At 43.3% G+C, this 19,784-nt stretch carries 14 protein-coding genes; 6 read left to right on the top strand and 8 right to left on the bottom strand.

What is annotated here, in order from left to right:
* The 3 genes from FBB35_RS35750 to mgtA form a co-directional block, all read right to left on the bottom strand.
* Nucleotides 1–954, bottom strand: a complete 954-nt coding sequence (locus FBB35_RS35750) for a Mu transposase C-terminal domain-containing protein (protein ID WP_368041832.1) — start codon at nt 952–954, stop codon at nt 1–3.
* Nucleotides 866–1,717 (bottom strand): helix-turn-helix domain-containing protein, encoded by an 852-nt coding sequence (locus FBB35_RS35745; protein WP_368041831.1) that lies wholly within the window; start codon nt 1,715–1,717, stop codon nt 866–868. The genes FBB35_RS35750 and FBB35_RS35745 overlap by 89 nt, the downstream gene beginning before the upstream one ends.
* Nucleotides 1,718–2,079: 362 nt before the next feature.
* Nucleotides 2,080–4,623, bottom strand: a complete 2,544-nt coding sequence (gene mgtA, locus FBB35_RS12000; protein WP_174709816.1) for a magnesium-translocating P-type ATPase — start codon at nt 4,621–4,623, stop codon at nt 2,080–2,082.
* A 323-nt stretch (nt 4,624–4,946) separates the two neighbouring features.
* On the opposite strand from mgtA, the gene FBB35_RS11995 reads away from it, so the two are divergent.
* Nucleotides 4,947–7,616, top strand: coding sequence for a cation-translocating P-type ATPase (locus tag FBB35_RS11995; protein ID WP_174709815.1), 2,670 nt, complete (start codon nt 4,947–4,949; stop codon nt 7,614–7,616).
* Nucleotides 7,617–7,678: 62 nt separating this feature from the next.
* Here the strand turns inward: FBB35_RS11995 and FBB35_RS11990 are convergent, their stop codons facing one another.
* Nucleotides 7,679–9,961 (bottom strand): amylo-alpha-1,6-glucosidase, encoded by a 2,283-nt coding sequence (locus FBB35_RS11990; RefSeq protein ID WP_174709814.1) that lies wholly within the window; start codon nt 9,959–9,961, stop codon nt 7,679–7,681.
* An 831-nt stretch (nt 9,962–10,792) separates the two neighbouring features.
* Here FBB35_RS11990 and FBB35_RS11985 point away from each other — a divergent pair.
* The 3 genes from FBB35_RS11985 (at nt 10,793) to trpE (ending at nt 15,105) form a co-directional block, all read left to right on the top strand.
* Nucleotides 10,793–12,802: a DICT sensory domain-containing protein gene (locus tag FBB35_RS11985; RefSeq protein ID WP_174709813.1), complete on the top strand. Its 2,010-nt coding sequence runs from the start codon at nt 10,793–10,795 to the stop codon at nt 12,800–12,802.
* Nucleotides 12,803–12,954: 152 nt separating this feature from the next.
* Entirely contained in the window at nt 12,955–13,377 is a 423-nt protein-coding gene (locus FBB35_RS11980; RefSeq protein WP_174709812.1) for a photosystem I reaction center subunit II PsaD, read from the top strand.
* A gap of 192 nt (nt 13,378–13,569) precedes the next feature.
* Nucleotides 13,570–15,105 (top strand): anthranilate synthase component I, encoded by a 1,536-nt coding sequence (gene trpE, locus FBB35_RS11975; protein ID WP_174709811.1) that lies wholly within the window; start codon nt 13,570–13,572, stop codon nt 15,103–15,105.
* 745 nt (nt 15,106–15,850) lie between these two features.
* Here the strand turns inward: trpE and FBB35_RS11970 are convergent.
* Both FBB35_RS11970 and FBB35_RS11965 read right to left on the bottom strand, forming a co-directional pair.
* On the bottom strand, nt 15,851–16,090 hold the full coding sequence (locus FBB35_RS11970; RefSeq protein WP_174709810.1) for a hypothetical protein: 240 nt from the start codon (nt 16,088–16,090) through the stop codon (nt 15,851–15,853).
* Nucleotides 16,091–16,154: 64 nt separating this feature from the next.
* Complete coding sequence (locus FBB35_RS11965; RefSeq protein WP_174709809.1) at nt 16,155–16,367, bottom strand: high light inducible protein; 213 nt, start codon at nt 16,365–16,367, stop codon at nt 16,155–16,157.
* Nucleotides 16,368–17,101: 734 nt separating this feature from the next.
* Here FBB35_RS11965 and FBB35_RS11960 point away from each other — a divergent pair.
* Both FBB35_RS11960 and FBB35_RS11955 read left to right on the top strand, forming a co-directional pair.
* A complete protein-coding gene (locus FBB35_RS11960) occupies nt 17,102–18,064 on the top strand; it encodes an orange carotenoid protein N-terminal domain-containing protein (RefSeq protein ID WP_174709808.1) in 963 nt (320 codons plus the stop codon).
* A gap of 229 nt (nt 18,065–18,293) precedes the next feature.
* Nucleotides 18,294–18,932 carry a pentapeptide repeat-containing protein gene (locus FBB35_RS11955; protein WP_254625925.1) on the top strand — a complete coding sequence of 213 codons (639 nt, stop codon included), beginning with the start codon at nt 18,294–18,296 and terminating at the stop codon, nt 18,930–18,932.
* Nucleotides 18,933–18,991: 59 nt separating this feature from the next.
* Here the strand turns inward: FBB35_RS11955 and FBB35_RS34595 are convergent, their stop codons facing one another.
* Complete coding sequence (locus FBB35_RS34595) at nt 18,992–19,240, bottom strand: hypothetical protein (RefSeq protein ID WP_254625924.1); 249 nt, start codon at nt 19,238–19,240, stop codon at nt 18,992–18,994.
* A complete protein-coding gene (locus FBB35_RS11950) occupies nt 19,227–19,709 on the bottom strand; it encodes a hypothetical protein (RefSeq protein WP_254625923.1) in 483 nt (160 codons plus the stop codon). The genes FBB35_RS34595 and FBB35_RS11950 overlap by 14 nt, the downstream gene beginning before the upstream one ends.
* Between the last annotated feature and the right edge of the window lie 75 nt (nt 19,710–19,784).

Raw genomic sequence — 19,784 nt, 5'->3', positions numbered from 1 at the left:
CTAAAATCCGTAATCTTCACGCATTTGTTCGTAATCAAAAACTTCCGGCATCTCTGGCTCAGGTTCGCTATCAATAGATACTGCCTCTACTGATGACTCTGGCTCAACAGGTATAAGTTGTTTAGATTTTTTGACCTCAGCCTGTTCTACTTTCTGACGCTCTTTTTTAGTTTTCTTTTGAATTTGGAATGTTTCGCGTTCCCTAACTTCAGCCAAAATTGAGCGATTACTCACAGCCTTACCCGCTTCTCTGACCTTACGACTGATAGCTTTTGCTTCATCTAGAGATAGTTCTTCTGTCTCCAAATCTTGAGCATAAGCACGAGCAATAAATACCTCTTTATCCCCTTCTATGCGATAAACCAAAATCGTTGTGATGTCTCTAGGGTCATATCGCAACACAACACTTTCCCCCGCATAACCCGCTAAGAGTTCACCTCGATACATCAAGTTTTCAAATTGCAGATATCCCCCGCGTTGAATTTGTCGCCGTGTTTGCTTCATTAAGCAAATATCCAAATCCCGCTCGGAAAGTAAATCGGGTGCTGCAATTAAACCAGATTCCCAGCTTTGAAATCTTGTCTGGTCGCCCATTCGAGCATCAAGTCGCTGGTTATAGTTATCAACAATGTAACGCACCAACATTTGCTCTAACTGCCGCAACGTTAAGCAAGCTTCTTTTTCCGCTTCCTCTGGCCGCTCTTGAACGTTTGAACCTGTATATCCTTGTAAAGTTGAGAATAATTCTGTATTTAGAGTTTTAAACGGACGCTCAACACTACAACTGCAAGATGGGCGATCGCGCAAATGACAAACAAATCCTAACTGCACCCCTATTTGCTGTAAATGGTTGGAACGAAAATCTTTACCCCCATCGGTATAAAAGTGTTGCGGCAAACCAGAAGTACCCCATTCTTCGTGAAGTCCATATTCTGAAGCATATTGCTTGGGCAAAATTGCATGACGTAGCGCTAAAGCTACAACAGTCGAACTTGGTGCATCGTGAGCCCAAGTTAATTCCCATAATGCAGCGTGAATAGCTATCAATAACCGTTGTTAACCAAGGACGACTTAGAATTTTGCCATGCTGGTCTACTAATAAAACATCAACAAGGGTGTGGTCGCATTGCCAAACTTGGTTACTATGTTCTATTTGCAAGTCTTTTCCATCACGGGTTTTCACTGATAAGCGCGAACCACGCCAACCCGGACTGCGAATACTTTTAGCTTGCTCAATTTTATCTATTAACGGCTGCAAAATTCGGTAAACCGTCATGTGGGAAGGATGCTTAACTCCCAGTTCGTCTGCTCTTGCCTTCACTCTAATAAATACCTGCTGGCGAGTCATCCTTTTACTTCCCTTATTACCCTCCTTATAAGTTTTCAATACAAACTCTTGCCAGTCTTCATCAACTCGATGCTTCCCTTTATCCATCCGTTGATTTTGCGCCAGTCCAGCCAAACCTTCCTGTTCCCATTTATCTACCAGCCGTCGCACTGTACGTACTGACTTACCAAGCTTTTCTGCCGCTTCCTTGAGCTTTTGAGTATATGTAGTGCGATCGCTATTTTCTAAAAGATTTTGAATCACCTCCATTTTCAGCAAAGCTTCATCTGAAAGTTTAGAAACTATAACGTTTGTTTCAGCAAGATCATTATTAACATCTGCGGAGCTTGCCCAAGTCGTAGAGATTGTAGAGAATTCTGCATCTTGCATACAGTGTTTTATCAAAACATAGTTGTATTATACTAATATTTTGACAAATAATTTGTTAATTTATGAAAACTCATGATTTTTCCAGGTTTTTGGGAAGTGACAATTAAATTGTGAAATATCTGGTATTTGACATCTAATTAGTGAATATCGGCTTAGATGGGTATAACTGTCTTAAATAGGAAAACCCTGGTATAATCGTTGCTATGTCAGGGTTTTAGATATTTATAATGTTGTGACAATATTTTGTTAAATTGACAAATAATTAGTGAATGTACATTTTTATTTTTTGATTGACAATTATTGTCTCGGCTATGTCTACTCAAACAGATATGCTGATTTTGACACAGCTACACTTTCTTTGGTTAAGACTGGACGTGTTGATAGAAAATCCGTTTAACGTTTTCTGCACAGATGATATAAAGTCCAACAATTGCTGCCAGCACCAAAAGGAATTCAATGGGTAAAGGTTGGAACCCTAGTAAACCTGCAACTGGAGTATAAGGAATCAGGAGGGTGACAATGGCGATCGCGATCGTTGCCGTCAATAAGTACTTTCCTGGCTTGCTCGTGAGGATAGATTGCCGTGTGCGAATTACCAGCACAATCATAGATGCAGAAATCACTGATTCCATAAACCAACCGGTTCTAAATTGCGCTGAGTTGGCGTGCAGCAGCAATAGGAGTGCCGCAAAGGTGAGGTAATCAAAGACTGAACTCAGCAGCCCAAACACCACCATAAAATTACGGATAAATGTGATGTTCATCCGCCGGGGTTTGTTGACCATTTCCCGGTCTACGCGATCGGTTGCGATCGTCATTTCTGGGAAATCGGTCAACAGGTTTGTGAGCAAAATTTGGCTAGGTAGCAAGGGTAAGAAGGGTAGAACTAGAGAAATACCTGCCATGCTAAACATATTGCCGAAATTAGCACTTGTTGCCATAAATACGTATTTGAGCGTATTGGCAAACGTTACCCGTCCTTCTTTCACACCTTCGACCAAAACATTTAGGTCTTTTTGCATCAACACGATATCTGCGGCTTCTTTGGCTACGTCAACCGAACTCTCAACAGAAATACCCACATCGGCAGCATGAAGCGCTGAGGCATCGTTAATGCCATCGCCAAGATAACCGACTACATTCCCGGTTTTTTTCAGCGCAATGATGATCCGCTCTTTTTGATTTGGCTCAACCTCAGCAAAGACATTTATTTTGCCAACACGATGCATTAGGGCTTCATCAGAAAGCTCTTGCAATTCGCCACCAGTTAAAACCTTTGGTTTTGGTAATCCCACCTGTTCAATGATACTGATGGCAACCGCTCGACTATCGCCCGTGATCATTTTTGTGGTAACTCCAAGTTGTCCCAATTCTTTGAGCGTATCAGCAATATCTGCTTTTGGTGGATCGAAAAGAGCAAGATAACCCAAAAACGTCATGTTTGTTTCATCGTCTTTGCTGAAGGAATTGCGATTGTCGTCAGACGACACGCAAGCTACGCAGTTGCGGTAAGCTACCCCCAAAACTCGAAACCCTTCACTACCAAGTTCTTCTGCCCGTAGCTGAATCTTGTCCTGCTGCATAGCAATGTCAATTGTCTTTCCGTCACCAGTTTCGACGGTTGAGCAAACATTGAGAATTGCCTTTAGCGCACCTTTGGTGACAATCAGATTCCTATTATCTTTCTTCAACAGAATACTTAGACGTTTACGGTTGAAATCATAGGGTACTTCATCTAGTTTCTGATAAGCAGAAATGTCAAATTGCTTGTGTTGACGAATTGCGGCATCGATGGGATTTACATAGCCTGATTCAGACGCAGCATTTAAATAGGCATAAAGCAAAACGCGATCGCTCTCCTTCCCCTCCACATCAACCGCAGCGTGAATTTTCACTTCCCCTTCCGTCAGCGTGCCCGTTTTATCTGTACAAAACACGTTCATGCTGCCAAAATTTTCAATCGCAGACAGTCGTTTCACAATCACCTGCTTTTTCGCCATTTGTTTAGCGCCGCGAGCCAAGTTAACGCTAACGATCGCAGGCAACAATTGAGGAGTCAGACCGACTGCAAGCGCTAGGGAGAATAGAAAAGATTGTAGAACAGGGCGTTGCAAGTAGACGTTGGCGACAAAAATTAGAACCACCAAAATCAACGTCACTTCCATGAGAAAATAGCCAAACTTGCCCAGTCCCCTTTCAAATTCGGTTTCGGGCGGTCTGAGTTTCAGGCGTTCTGATACCTTGCCAAATTCAGTCTGTTTTCCGGTCTGCATCACAACCGCCTTCGCAGTACCACTGATGGCGTTAGTGCCCATATAAAGGGTGTTTGTTCGCTGGCTGAGTCCGACTTCGTTCGGCAATACGCCACCCAGTTTGTCAGCAGGATAGGTTTCTCCCGTGAGTGCTGCTTCATTCACTGACAGATCCTTCGACTCTAAAATCAGGCAGTCACCAGGGATACTATCGCCAGCAGCAAGCAACACAATGTCACCTGGAACCACCTCCTCATTAGAGATTTCTTGAGATTGACCATCTCTCAAAACTGTGGCTTTTACTTGCACTAAAGCCAGTAGCTTCGTTACGGCATCTCTAGCTCCTCGCTCTTGCCAAAATCCTAATAGCCCACTAATTAGTACGATCGTCAGAATAATAATAGTATCAATGACATCTCCAAGAAAACTGGAGAGAACAGCAGCTGCTATTAAAATCAAAATAATCGGACTCTTAAACTGGTTCAGCAACAAGAGTAGTGTGGATGACTGTCGCTTTTGCTTGAGACTGTTTGCACCATATTGAGTGAGCCGTTGCTGCGCCTCTTGGCGACTCAAACCCTGGTGGCTACTCTTAAGTTGATCTAATACCTGTTCGGCAGGTAGGCTCCAAAATGAGGGGATGACTTGAGGCATAGATGTCAGTATCCAATTTTTTTAAATCCTGAATAGATAAGCAAGGTTATCTACTAAGTAAGTTGGTAGAAATAAACCAAATTATGTTGCGAAATGTAAATAGTCTTAAAGTCCTTACTAATGACCAATACTTCTCTGCGAGACGCTACGCGTAGCTTGCTTCCACGAAGTGGTACGACTACGCGGTAGTTGAGCGCAGTCGAAACTCAGTACAAGTGACAAAGGACAAATGAGTTTATGTTACCTCACGACTTCCTCAAATTTGGCATTTAACATCAAGTGGATTGATCTGTTTTTTATGTCTCATAGGAAAAAGCAGAATTATGGTTTCGACCGTCGATCTGAATACCGTGGCTGGGTTATCTGAGGTTGAAGCGATCGCTCGGCTCAAACAGGATGGCTACAATGAACTTTCCTCGGCTCGCTCTCGCAGTATTTTATCCTTCGCTTGGGAAACTGTTCAAGATCCGATCTTTCTCTTGCTGGTCGGCGGCGGGATCATTTATTGGATTTTAGGCGACTTACAAGAAGCCCTGATTTTGCTGGGTTTCGTCTTCTTCATCACAGGAATCAGCCTTTACCAGGAAGGTAAAACCGAACACACCCTAGAAGCCTTGCGCGATCTCTCCAGTCCTCGCGCCTTGGTAATTCGGGATGGACAGCAAAAACGGATTGCGGGGCGAGAAGTCGTTCGGGGAGATATCTTAGTGTTGGCAGAAGGCGATCGCGTACCTGCTGATGCAATAGTACTATCCTGTACAAATCTCTCAACTGATGAATCGTTATTAACTGGGGAATCTCTACCTGTTCGCAAAGTTGTTTCGACTACGCTCAACAACCTTGCTGCCGCCGGTACTGTGGAAATGGCGCGTCCAGGGGGAGATGAGTTGCCCTTTGTATATTCTGGAACCTTGGTGGTTCAGGGACAGGGAATTGCTCAAGTCCAAGCAGTGGGCGCTCAAACAGAGATGGGCAAGATTGGCAACGCCTTACAAAAAGTCAAGCTGGAACCGACTCCCCTACAACAAGAAATGACTCGGTTGGTAAGCCGTTTATTTGGCATCGCTTTATTATTGTGTGTGGCGATTGTTGTCATTTATGGACTGACGCGAGGAGATTGGCTCAAAGGATTTCTCGCGGGTATTACTTTAGCGATGGCAATTTTGCCGAATGAATTTCCGGTTGTCGTGACGATTTTCTTAGCCTTGGGAGCATGGCGTATTTCTCAGAAACACGTCTTAGCTCGTCGCGCTTCCGCCGTTGAAACCTTGGGTTCCGCAACCGTTCTGTGTGTGGATAAAACCGGGACGCTGACGCTGAATCAGATGGCTGTGCAACAGCTATTTGCATACAACAATGCAGAAAACGCTCATCCATATAATTTGGAATTGCATTTACGAGAGTCTCTCCCCGAAACGGTTCATGAATTAGTCGAGTTCTGCATTCTGGCGAGCCAAAGAGATCCCTTTGATCCAATGGAGAAAGCGTTTAAGGAATTAGGCGATCGCTATCTCGCACATACTGAACATCTGCACAACGATTGGATACTGTTACGAGAATATCCGCTCTCACCCCATCTATTGGCAATGTCTCATGTTTGGCAGTCAGGCGATGGTAAGCAGTATGAAATTGCAGCGAAAGGAGCGCCGGAAGCGATCGCGGATCTCTGTCATTTCACGCTTCAACAGCAGAGAATTCTGGCAACCCAAATCAGTGAAATGGCCAATCAAGGATTGCGTGTGTTAGGCGTTGCCAAAGCGTCTCTTCTTGATGCGCCGCCTCCATTTTTACCACCTCATCCGTCCCTCAATCCCAATCATTTACCCGATGAGCAACATGACTTTCCTTTTCAATTTCTCGGATTGGTAGGACTGTCTGATCCAGTGCGTCCAAACGTTGCGGCGGCAATTCAAGAATGTTATACCGCAGGTATTCGAGTGGTGATGATTACGGGTGATTATCCCGGAACTGCTCAAACTATTGCCCGTCAGATTGGATTGATGCAAATGGGAGCCATTTTGACAGGAGCGGAATTGGATCTGATCAGTGACGCTGAACTCGAACAACGTATTCAAAGTACGAATATTTTTGCACGAGCCGTTACCGAACAAAAATTGCGGTTGGTGAATGCTTTGAAAGCTAAGGGTGAAGTTGTTGCTATGACTGGGGATGGTGTGAATGATGCTTCTGCTCTCAAATCTGCCCAAATCGGGATTGCGATGGGACGGCGAGGTACGGATGTTGCCCGTGAGTCGGCAGCGTTGGTGTTATTGGATGATGATTTTTCGTCCATCGTGGAAGCAGTCAAACTTGGACGGCGAATTTTTGATAATCTCCGCAAAGCAATGGCATATCTGCTAGCGATTCACATCCCGATCGCTGGCATGTCTTTGATTCCAGTGTTGTTTAAGTTGCCATTAGTATTGCTTCCCGTTCACGTTGCCTTTCTGCATTTGATTATTGATCCAGCTTGCTCCATCGTTTTAGAAGCTGAACCCGCAGAAGCAACAGTAATGCAGCGTCCTCCTCGCCACCCCAAAGAAGCATTATTTGGTAGGAAAACTTTAGGATTGGCAGTGCTACAAGGGGTGGGAATTTTGTTGATCACTCTCGCCATCTTTGTGGTGGCGCTATATCGCCGACAAGGTGAACTTGATGCCCGTGCTTTAACGTTTACAGCGTTGATTTTGGCAAATTTATTCCTAATTTTGAGCGAAAGTTCTTCATCTCGCCTCAGTCTAAAAATCCTGAAATCTCCCAATAATGCTCTCTGGTGGGTGGTTGGTGGGGGACTGGTTTTTCTGGCGTTCGTGCTGTATGTTCCGTTCTTACGTCAATTGTTTAGCTTCTCCTTCTTACACCCAATCGACTTGGCAATTTGTTTAGGAGGTGGGGCGATCGCTCTGCTTTGGTTTGAACAGTTAAAGTTTCTCAATCGACCCCAACGAGTTATTCAATCTAAATCAATAAAACCTATCCAAGAAAATCTGTAAATGATTTACCTACGCACCAATCATAAAATAGGGAGTAGATCGTTCACCACTCCCTACTGGCTCTATGCTTCAATCACTACCCGCAAATTGCCCCGTTTTTTCGCAACGCGACAAGCAGTCGTAGTACCAGAACGCTCGAATTCTAAATCGAGAATTGTGGGGCCGACTCGCAAATTGTGAAATGATAGGCGATTAATCGATTCTGGCAAAGCGGGATCGATTATTCGCAAGCAGTTATTTTGAGCATCAGGCACCAAGTTGACCATCATTTGCAGCAGTTGGAAGATACTACCAGTCGCCCAAGCTTGGGGAGTGCAAGCAACTGGATACTGCACAGGGGCATTATCACCGTTGCGTTCGTAGCCGCAGAAGAGTTCTGGAGGACGTTCATAAGGCTGCTGACTGGTCATATCGAATAAACCTTGGAAAAGTTCTAAGGCTTGATCGATTAGACCTAGCGATCGCAATCCCATTGCAATCAGAGCGTTATCATGGGGCCAAACCGAACCAATGTGATAACCCATTGGATTGTAAGCGGGTGATAAACTACTCAGGGTACGAATGCCCCAACCATTAAACATATCTGGTGCCCGCAACCGTTCTGCTACACTGTAGGCTCTTTCGTGGGTGAAAAGACCCAAATGCAGACAATGACCAGGATTTGAGGTAATACTGTCTACAGGTTTACCATCTCCATCCAAAGCCAAGGCGCAGAAATCCTGGTCTTCTACCCAAAAATCTCGATTAAAACGAAGCTTGAGACTTCTAGCCTCTTCTTGCCAACGATCTGCCAAATCAAGGCGCTTTTTCATCCTCGCTATTTCTGCTAGGCGCATTTTTGCAGCATAGACATAAGCTTGCACCTCACAAAGGGCAATTGGGCCGTTAGCTAATTCTCCCTTATGGTTGACAATGCAGTCGCCAGAGTCTTTCCAACCTTGGTTAGCCAGACCGCGTTTAGATTTACGGTAGTAGCTGAGGTAACTGGTTTGTTTGGTATTGCGATCGATCCAGTCCATTGCTGCTAAAGCATTTGGCCAAAGTAACTCTAGGAGTTCTTGGTCGTGAGTCCAAGCATAATGTTCGGCATACAGCATTAGCCACAGGGGAGTCGCATCAACTGTACCGTAGTATGGCGTGTGAGGAATTTCTTGACAACGAGCCATTTCTCCCAAACGTAACTCGTGCAAAATCTTACCCGGTTCTTCTTCGCGCCATTCGTCGTCGATTTTGCCTTGGTATGTCGCCAGTAATATTAGGGTTTCTTTGGCGATTTGCGAGTTTAACATCAGGGTTTGGGAAGCTGTAATCAGCGAATCCCGCCCAAATAGTGTAGAAAACCACGGTACTCCAGCCGAAACTGTCTTATGCTTTCCAAAAGACTGGCGCAACAAATACATATCTTGCTCGGCCCGCTCAATCACTCGATTGAAAGTGCTTTTATCTGAGCTAATGCGGGTAATTTGCTGTACCCAGTGTTGCTCCTCCATCAACTCAGCAGCTTTCGCCTGTCCTAAAGTGATGGCGGCGCTTACGGTTGAACTAGATTGGTTATTTTTCAACATATTCACTCGATAACCCAGCTTTTGGGTTTCGTGAGAAGCCAACTCTAGCTGCCAAACCGCAGTGTAACCTTTGAAATAGTCTGGTTGACGATGCTGGAATAAAATCCGAGATTCCATCACCGATCCATCCAGACCTTGATAGGCAAGTGTTAAGGATTCTTCCCTAAAAGTTGATGGGTCTTTAGGTAATGGTGAAACGCCATTGACAATTCCTTCTTCAGTCGTGGGTTCTAGTAGACGTAAAAGCCTACCGCGTTTTTCTCTGTCATAACCCCGGACTTCAAATAAATCAACAAAATCTGCATCGAAGCTGATACTTAGTTCAAAATTGACAGTTGTTGTGCTGTAGTTAGATACTTCTATTTCTTCAAATAGAGCGCCATTGAGTACTATTTCTCGCCGAATTCCGATAGTTTCGGCTCTTAGGCGTTCGTCAATTCTGGGGTTAGTACACAAAACTGAGAGTGAAAACCCTTTTCCGGCAGTACTACTGAGAAGTACAGGCGATCGCCCTTCAATTTGCAACTCTAAGCGATTGAGAAATCTCGTATCACAGCAAAACAGCCCCATACTGGGATTACCCTCACTGAGGGAACAGCCAGAAATATTCCCGATAGTATCTGTCACGAAAAATAAATCATCATCTTTAACCGTCAGTGTCGGTTGTGGTCTTTCACTCACAACACAAGGCCACTCCGGGATAGGTAATTGTTCAGCAGGAATAAAAGTTTTTCCATCCAGGAAAATTTTTTCCGGGGTCATTAGCGTATCCGGTGTCATTAGCCAAAGTTCCGTGTACAGGTCGTAGATTGTTTGTGGTATTCGGAGTAGAGGTCTTTACCCCTCACAACTTGCAGAAAAAAGACTCTTTGTAAAACTTGTTTGAGCTATTCTAGCCAAAATAATTTTTACGTACTGTTGACAAAGTAGCAGCGTCCAAATCTATATAAGTATTGTATAAGTCTAAACTCAAGACTGAAAACTCAGAATTTTTAGATAAGTGCTTAGTTGTCAAACTTTCTCAAGACACAAGATATATAATATACTCAGCAAAAATGCTGTGTTCCTAGTTCTATTGGGTAAAGCTAGCATTTATTGACTAAACTATTATACGATTTTATTTTAAATATCTTTGACGTTAGATTTAGAAAAATTTCCCATATTCAATTGATTGATTAATTTTAATCAATCATTACTGATTAAATTATATGGTATGTAGCAGTAATGGTTTTTGGGTAAGAAAATTCTATTTAGTGAGTGTAAATATTACGACAGGCTACGCCTTGGCGTGGACTATCAATCAATGCTCAGTAAAGATTATTAAATTCAGCAGTTAAAACAATACAAAAATTATGTGAAATGTACTTAGCAATGAAAAATTTTAGCTGTGCAAGCATATTTCAAAGTTAGTCAAGAATGTATATTGGGCGTAGTAGGTTGTCAATCAATAAGATCAATTTGGTAACAAAATGTTGCGCCTGCTTTGGCGAAAAGTGCATTTTAGCGTTCTTTACATATTGCAACTCTCTATTTAACTTGAGAGTGCCTTGGAATTTGTACAATGCAGCTGTGACATGGATCTTGTCGAGGTTGAGCGTTTAACAATAATTCATGAGCATTTCGACTTCTGTGCTGAGTGATCTGCTAAAGTCCCTACCATACTTGCGGCCCCAGCTATATTTTAAGGCTTCACTAACAGCGCTCTCCCATGCGATGGAAGATCAAGTTTTGGCTGCGACTTTAGCACAACCCCTTGTAATTGCTAGTTTCCAGCGAGAGCGATTCTACCGCCAAGAAGCTCATCGCTACCTGCGACTTGCCTTGCGGAGTAACCAAATATACGTATTAGCTGCTCCAGAAACGGATTTCGCCAATAGTTCGGAACATTATGAAAAGATCGCTTTTGAGCCAACGGATGGCTTAAGTCAAGAGTGGCATTTGGTAGTGATTGCTGACAATTATGCTACTTGTCTGGTTTGTCGGGAAAGCCTTGGTTCTATTGCTAAAAACAAGCAACTACCGGAACTAAGCCCTAATCTGGATATAGACACAGCGCGAAGATTTGAGGGAGTTTGGACATCGGAAAGGGGAGTTAGTCTGAAAGCCGCTGAATTGCTGTTAGACAGGATTTTGGTTTACAGACCAGAACTGGCAAGTAAAATAAACGAGGCACGTCAAAGGTTTGGCATCGGAGAGCCGCGAAACCACTCTGGAGCGGAACAGCTTAACGAATATGCTTGTGACATCGATACAGATCCCTTTGTGCAGCGCTTAGTCACTTACTTGCAAGCTAGTCAATACAAATTGCACAAAGCTTACCGTTCCATTGCTGCTAAAGCACGAAAAGAACGATTAGTCAACTCAATTAGTACTGCTATTCGGCGATCGCTCGATCCTCACGAAGTTCTCCAAGTGGCGGCACAAGAATTAGGACAACACCTAGAAGCTTGTCGCTGTCTAATTTACCGCGCTCAAGCTACAGATAGCCAAGCCATAATTGAACACGAGTTTTTGAATCCCGGTATTTTATCGGTTCGTGGGCAAACTTGGGAATTAGAGAAAAATTCCCTCTTTCAGGACATCGTGCAACAAGGCGAAGGTGTTTGTATTAGCGATACGCTAAATGACCCTCGGGTGAACAATTCGCCAGGGCTTTCCTTAATTGCCAAAAAGTTTGCCATTCGTTCTTGGCTGATGGAACCAGTATTTTATCAGGGGCGGTTGTTGGGCATCGTGGAGTTGCATTACTGTGGAATGCCACCGCACGAGTGCCAACCTGGGGAGTTGGATTTGGTAGAAGCGATCGCTACCCAAGTCGGAGCAGCCCTGATTCAAGCCGAGGCCTACGCCAACCTAGAAGAACTTAACCAGCAGTTAGAAGCCCTAGACCGCACCCGCAGCAACCTTATAGCCATCACTGGACACGAACTGCGTACTCCCCTATCCACCATTCAAGTGTGTCTAGAAAGTCTCGCTAGTGAGCCGGATATGCCTTTGGAGTTGCAGCAAATTATGCTCAACACGGCTCTTTCCGACTCAGAACGGATGCGAAAATTGGTACAAGATTTCCTCACGCTTTCCAACTTGGAAAGCGGGCGAGTGCAATGGCATCCAGAATCCCTGACTTTACAAGAGTGTGTGGATTTAGCACTCAGCCGCAATCGCACGCGTTCTTCGACGGAAAAGCCACCCCAAGTCAAAACTCAAATTGCCGAAAATCTACCTCTGGTAAGGGCTGATGGTGATTGGCTAGTAGAGGTACTGGCAAAACTGATGGACAATGCTTGTAAATTTACGCCGTCCGAAGGAGAAATCACCATTAAAGCGATTTCCAACAGCCATCAAATGGTCGAGGTGACTGTGGCTGACACTGGACGCGGCATTGAACCCAATCGTTTAGAAGTAGTTTTTGACCGCTTCTATCAAGAAGAAGGAGCGCTACGCCGCACCACTGGCGGAACAGGACTTGGTTTAGCTATTTGTCGTCAAATTGTGAATGGCTGGGGTGGAGAAATTTGGGCAAAGTCAACTGGCAAAGACCAGGGTAGCCAGTTTCACTTCACCATCCCCATTGTTCAGAATAGCCATGAAGAAAAGCGGGCAAAAGTCAAGAGTAAATAGGAATTGGGAATTGGGAATTGGGCATTGGTTTTTAACAAATGACAAAGAACAAAGGACAAATGACTAAAAACTGTTACAGTCTATAACGCGATCGCAATATGATCCTGGTTGCAGTGTTAGGATTCCCTAAAAACGTTGAGAGAATCATCTATATGGCAGAAACACTCTCTGGACAAACCCCACTATTTCCTGGCAGCACTGGTGGCTTGCTAAAGAAAGCAGAAGTGGAAGAAAAGTACGCTATCACTTGGACTAGCCCGAAAGAGCAGGTATTTGAATTACCTACAGGTGGTGCTGCTGTTATGCGGAAAGGTGAAAACCTGCTGTATATAGCTCGTAAAGAATATGGCATCTTTTTGGGCGGTCAGCAACTTCGTAAACTCAAAATCACAGATTACAAAGTTTACCGGATTTTACCAAACGGAGAAACTACCTTACTTCACCCAGCTGATGGTGTCTTCCCTGAAAAAGTGAATGAAGGTCGTGAAAAAGTGCGTTATGTCCCACGCAGCATTGGGCAAAACCCCAATCCGTCACAACTCAAATTCAGTGGTAAAGCTACCCACGACGCATAGGAACTAGGGACTGGGGATTGGAGACTGGGTACTAGGTACTAGGTACTGGGGACTAAGGACTAGGGACTGGGAGTTGGGGACTAGGGACTAAAGTTTTCTTAATACCCAATGCCCCATACCGGATGCCCTAGACCCATATCCAAGCCCCAATCCCCAAGCCCCAATCCCCAATCCCCAATCCCTTAGCTATTTATGGTATTCCCCGATTTCTCTGAATTTTCTCAGCTAGCTTTACAAGGCAACTTTGTTCCGGTATATCAAGAATGGGTAGCGGACTTAGATACGCCCGTATCTGCTTGGTATAAAGTCTGTGCAGGTCAGCCCTATAGCTTTTTGTTGGAATCGATAGAAGGTGGGGAAAAACTAGGACGCTATAGTTTAGTGGGCTGCGATCCACTTTGGGTTTTGGAAGCAAGAGGCGATCGCACCACCCAATTAAACCGCGATGGTTCGCAGGTCGTTTTTGCAGGCGACCCTTTTGCAACTTTAGCCGAATGTTTAGCACCTTATCACCCAGTCAAGTTACCACAGCTACCGCCAGGAATTGGCGGCTTGTTTGGGTTTTGGGGCTATGAATTGATTAACTGGATTGAGCCGCGCGTGCCAATCTATCCACCAGATGAGCGAAATATCCCTGATGGCTTGTGGATGCAGGTAGACCACCTGTTGATTTTTGACCAGGTGAAGCGAAAAATTTGGGCAGTTGCTTATGCTGATTTACGCGACCCCAATGTAGATTTATACGCAGCCTATCAACAAGCAGGCGATCGCGTCACCCAAATGCTCGAAAAGCTATCTCTCCCCCTATCGCCCGAAAAAACTCGGTTGGAATGGAAACCACCAGAAAGTAGGGGAGCAAAGGAGCAGGGGAGCAGGGAGCAGGGAGCAGAGGAGTATAGGAGTAATTTTACTCGCCCTGATTTTTGTGCCAGCGTTGGGAAGGCCAAAGAATATATTAAAGCAGGCGATATCTTTCAAGTAGTAATTTCTCAGCGACTATCAACACCGTATACAGGCGACCCTTTTGCCCTTTATCGCTCCCTACGTCAGATAAATCCTTCGCCTTACATGGCTTACTTTAACTTCCAAGATTGGCAAATCATTGGTTCCAGTCCTGAAGTGATGGTGAAAGCCGAAACTGCTCCAGATGGGGGAGTTATAGCAACGGTACGCCCCATTGCTGGGACACGTCCACGGGGTAAAACTACCGAGCAAGATGCAGCATTCGCTCAAGATTTACTCGAAGATCCCAAAGAAGTTGCCGAACACGTGATGCTTGTAGATTTAGGGCGGAATGATTTGGGGCGTGTTTGTCAAAATGGTAGCGTCAAAGTTGATGAATTAATGGTAGTTGAGCGCTACTCCCATGTGATGCACATTGTCAGCAATGTTGTGGGTAAATTAGCACTCGATAAAACAGCATGGGATTTATTGAAAGCTTGCTTCCCAGCAGGTACGGTAAGTGGCGCACCCAAGATTCGGGCAATGGAAATTATCCACGAGTTAGAGTCTAGTCGGCGCGGTGTTTATTCTGGTGTGTATGGATATTACGATTTTGAGGGACAATTAAATACTGCGATCGCAATTCGCACAATGGTAGTACATGATAAAACCGTTAGCGTACAAGCTGGCGCAGGTTTAGTGGCTGATTCTGAGCCAGAAAAAGAATACGAAGAGACGCTGAATAAAGCTAGAGGTCTATTAGAAGCAATTCGTTGTTTGCGTTGAACTAGGAACTAGTAGTGACGGAAGTTTGCCTAGCTTTAACAGGTAATTGAAGTTCTACGGCTTGTAGTTCAAGTCCACTCGAGTGGACTAAAATTCTTATTTAGTCATCTTGAAAGGAATACAAGCTATTAATCTATAGCGGTTTGCAATTGCGTGCAATAAAGATAATCAGTAGAGTAGCACAGATGTGCTGCCACAATCATTTAAATAAAAATCGCTATATCGTTAGGACTTACGCCAATACTTTTCGGTTAAGCGGAAAAGGGTTTGAATCCACATTTACCCCTTACCCTTTACCCTTTACCCAAATCAAAAGAGAGATTGTTAGGTTTATCCGAAAGGTATTGGGACTTAATGCCTTTATAGTTACTATCCCTTGCAATTAATTGCCAACTGGTTTTTATTGGTTAATTGTAAAACCGGGCTTGATATAAGTACAGTAACAGTTCGATTTGCTGTATGAGAATCTAGACCAGATTTTAAAAGTTGATTGATCAATATTCTTCTATTTTGAATTACATAGGTTTTACTTTGAACTGCAAGATGTTTGGAAACAATTTCTGCTACTTCTAAGCCCATGTATCCACAATACCGTGACAAATTAGGAAGCTTTATAAATCCAATCAACATCGAAATTTTCCCAAAGCTAAAGAGACTTTTTTATACTTCTTGAAAAGTAAAAATAAGTCTTGGTATCCAAATCCAAGACCTCCATTGAAGTTACTAGAAAAATGAACAAACTTGCTCATCCTAATTGATTGAAATAAATCGCCCAAAGCATTCCAGTTACTCCAATAGCGATTAAGAGATTAGTGAAAAATCTGCCGAATTCAACTTCTTGTCCCAGTCCCTTATCATCTTGACCGCCACTGAAAAACAATGACCACGCTTGATTTGCATTGATGGTCTCAAAGTTGTTGAAATCAGGTCTAAAAACCACTGTTTCAATCAAATCTTTTCTGGGGTAATCAAAATCAGTTTTCATAAGTCTGCCTCTAAATTGTTTTATTTGTCAACTGGATAAAATTTGTAAATCTGAAGTGTCTTCTCTAAAAGTTAGTTAGCGAGCTAATCAAACCGTGTCTCGTGAAAACTTCCAACGCGATGAGTGAGATAAAACCAATCATTGCCAAACGACCATTGAGTTTTTCGGCATATTCGGTGAAGCCTGTCCGTGGGGTTTCGTCAACATAAATTTTGGGTTCAATCGCAAATCTGTTGAGTTGACCGCGTTCGTTAATAGTAAAGCCTTTATTTGTCATCTTTTACTTTTTATTGTTGTGTTCTGTAAACGAATGTAACTTATTATAAATATTTTTTGCAAGTACTTGACATAACAAAAAAGGTGGTAAGAACCGTATTAAGCAGATAGGGTATTTTGGCTTCATGCGAGAAGGTAAGCGATGTGTAGACACAATAGTTGAGCGAAGGATTGATTGTAAAATTTGATACAAAAGAGATATACCAATACAGTTCAGATAAGACCAAAACACTTGTAGAGAAGGCGATTTATCGCGTCTTAAAACCCACGATTTTGTACAAGTAGCCCTTAACTGAACTGTATTGAGAGATATGCGATCTCTACGATGGGCTACGCCTACGCTCTTAAAAGTGAATACACACAAAAGCATTAATTACCTTTAGTCTGACTTGAGTAAAACTTATCATTTACATAAATAGAAGTTATCTAAGTATGGCTGAGGAAGTATTGCTTATTTGTAACGAACTTGTTATATTTCTTTACACATAGAAACATAAACAACATAAATGCGTTAAAGCACTGTTGGTCAAAGTTTTCTAAATAACTATGCAGTTAAGCCTGCAATTTGCTTTGCCGAGTATCCAAACTCAACGGCATATCATCATGCCTTTGGTAAAGTGATGTCTAAAAAAGTCTGTGGTCAGACTGCTAAGTGCCTTTAGTAACACCTAAACGCATTTCTCCTCCGTTTTTTCACATTCGATAGAACTGTAATTTTTTTAGGAAACATCTGCTATGTCTTTTACCATCAAGTCGGCTCAAAGTATTTTTCCCGGCACGCTAGTTGCTGATGTTGTTCCAACTGTTGTCGAATCATTCTCTCAACTCAATGCTGAAGATCAACTAGCATTACTTTGGTTTGCTTATACCGAAATGGGTAGAAGTATTACGGTTGCTGCTCCAGGGGCAGCTAACATGGTACTCGCACAAGGCTTACTTGAACAAATTAAGCAAATGCCTTTCGACGCTCAAACACGAGTTATGTACGATTTGGCTAACCGTGCTGATACACCCCTCTGCCGTTCTTATGCATCCTTCACCGTCAACATCAAGCTGGGCTTCTGGTATCAGTTAGGAGAATGGATGGCACAAGGAATTGTCGCTCCTATCCCAGAAGGTTACAAGCTTTCTCCCAAGGCTGCTGATGTGTTAGAAGCAATCAGGAATGCTGATTCAGGTCAACAAATCACAATTCTCCGCAATACCGTAGTGAGCATGGGATTTGACCCGAACGCTCCCGGTAGTTACAAAAAAGTTTCAGAACCTGTGGCTCCCCCCACTGCACCAGCATTTCGGACTAAAGTCACCATTGAGGGTATCAACAACCCTACAGTGCTTGGCTATATCAACAACATGAATGCCAATGACTTTGAAGCTGCGGTTGCTCTATTTCGTTCTGAAGGTGCTTTGCAACCTCCCTTTGAAAGACCGATTGTTGGTCAAGATGCAATCCGCGCTTATATGCGTGAAGAATGCCAGGGATTGAAAATGATACCAGAGCGTGGTATATCCGAGCCAGTAGAAGATGGCTATACCCAAATAAAAGTCACCGGCAAAGTCCAAACCCCTTGGTTCGGTGCAAGTGTGGGAATGAATATTGCATGGCGGTTTTTGCTCGATCCTCAAGGCAAAATCTTCTTCGTAGCGATTGACTTGCTTGCTTCTCCTAAAGAACTGCTTAACCTAGTACGTAAGTAGAAGCTAGATTAGCCGCTGCTTAAGCGTGGATGAGTAAAAGAACGTAGACGTAACTCGTCGTAGACATCTCTATCTCACCACGCTTAAGCATTTGAAAACAACCAGTCTTATCGGCAATATTCTAAAAGATTATTAAATAATTTCAATGTTGGTGCGGAGTTTTAAAAGTCTCGTAATGAGAGATATTTTCAGTAATTATTGATTAGATACTGTAATTTTTGGGTAAGAGATGGAGATTTGGGGTTGTATGGATGCTAATGAACTTCTCAAACGCTATTGTGCAGGAGAGAGAAATTTCACTCAAGAAAGTCTGCACTTAGTTAACCTCAGCGAGGTCTGTTTAGCTGGAATCAATTTGAATCGAGCTAACTTGGCTAACGCAACTTTATCACAGACCAACTTGCGCCAAGCAAACTTGATTGAAGCAAATTTGACTGCGGCGACCTTATGGAGAACGGATCTAAGTGGCTCAAATTTGATTTTAGTAAACCTCAAGGCTGCTAATCTGATTCGAGCAACTCTTAGGAATGTGGACTTGCATGAAGCTTTCCTGATAAAAGCAGATTTGCGTTTAGCAGACTTGCATGATGCTGACCTCAGTAGTGCAAACTTGGCAGGAGCAGACTTGAGCTATGCTAACCTAAGTGGTGTAAACTTGGCTGGGGCAAATCTCAGTGGTGCAAACTTGACTGGCGCGAAGTTGAGCAATACAGACCTGAGTCATGCTAATCTTGCCAAAGCTATTTTCTGCAAAACTGATTTAAGTAACGTTGATTTCACGGAAGTAGACTTGACTGGGGTTGATTTGCACTACTGTTTATTTAACGGAGTCACCCTACCTGAACGAAGCTTAATTGAAGTGGGTTGAGCATTTAAGTTGAATCAATACTCCCGGTTCGCCCATTTTTTCGGGAGTTAGAAGAAAGGCTACTCAGGAGTAAAAGATTGACCACCAAGTTGAGTGTAAATAGTAGTTGGGAACCCAAGTAAAACAAGAATACGTTGCTGTAAGGGTGAAAGGGCAGTCAAATGAGCATAAACTTCGTTTTTAACCTCAATTAAGAACAGGGTAATCTCCTTAAATGCAGCAAGAAGTATCTCAGCAGTAGGACGTGCAGTTTCTCGTTTAGGATTACCAATATAAAGTCCAGTTAGCTTTTCCTTATTTTGCTCCAAATTCCGACGAACCTGAAACTCTAAAAGGGTCAAAACACGCTTTTCCATTTGAAAGTAGGCGAATTAATCCTGTAATATGCTCTTCACGCTGCAAATAAATTTGTACAAAGTTACCTCCAAGTTCTGACTCAAATGAGTACCAGTCGCTATCGCTATCAAGATAACCTAATAGGGCTTCTAGAGGAGCATCCGTCAAGTCAAGTTCACCTAACTCTTCTCCAAAAAAAGTTTTCAATGTTTCTAACCGCTTAGAAGCCCAGCCTTGGACGTGATTTAAACGGTGATCTGCTTGCGATAATATGTGTGCTAACCAGATTACTGCTACACTTCCCAGACTTAGACCTTGCCAATTTCCGTGTCTGGGAAAATGTTTATCGATTAGCGATTGTACGCCCATACCCTCTATTTGAGTTAGAAGTATAGGTATATCATCGACTCGTTCGTTTGTGATTATGGGTTCAGTAGCCATAAGTGCGAACATATGCCTAATCGAGTCTTTTTGGAAATATGTCCTTCGGTATACTTTTGACTATCTACTTTTCCT

Origin of the sequence: Nostoc sp. TCL240-02 (genome assembly GCF_013343235.1) — a bacterium.
Classification (GTDB): Bacteria; Cyanobacteriota; Cyanobacteriia; order Cyanobacteriales; family Nostocaceae; genus Nostoc.
Note: the sequence above shows the minus strand (reverse complement) of the source record. Positions and strands in the feature narration are given on the sequence as shown.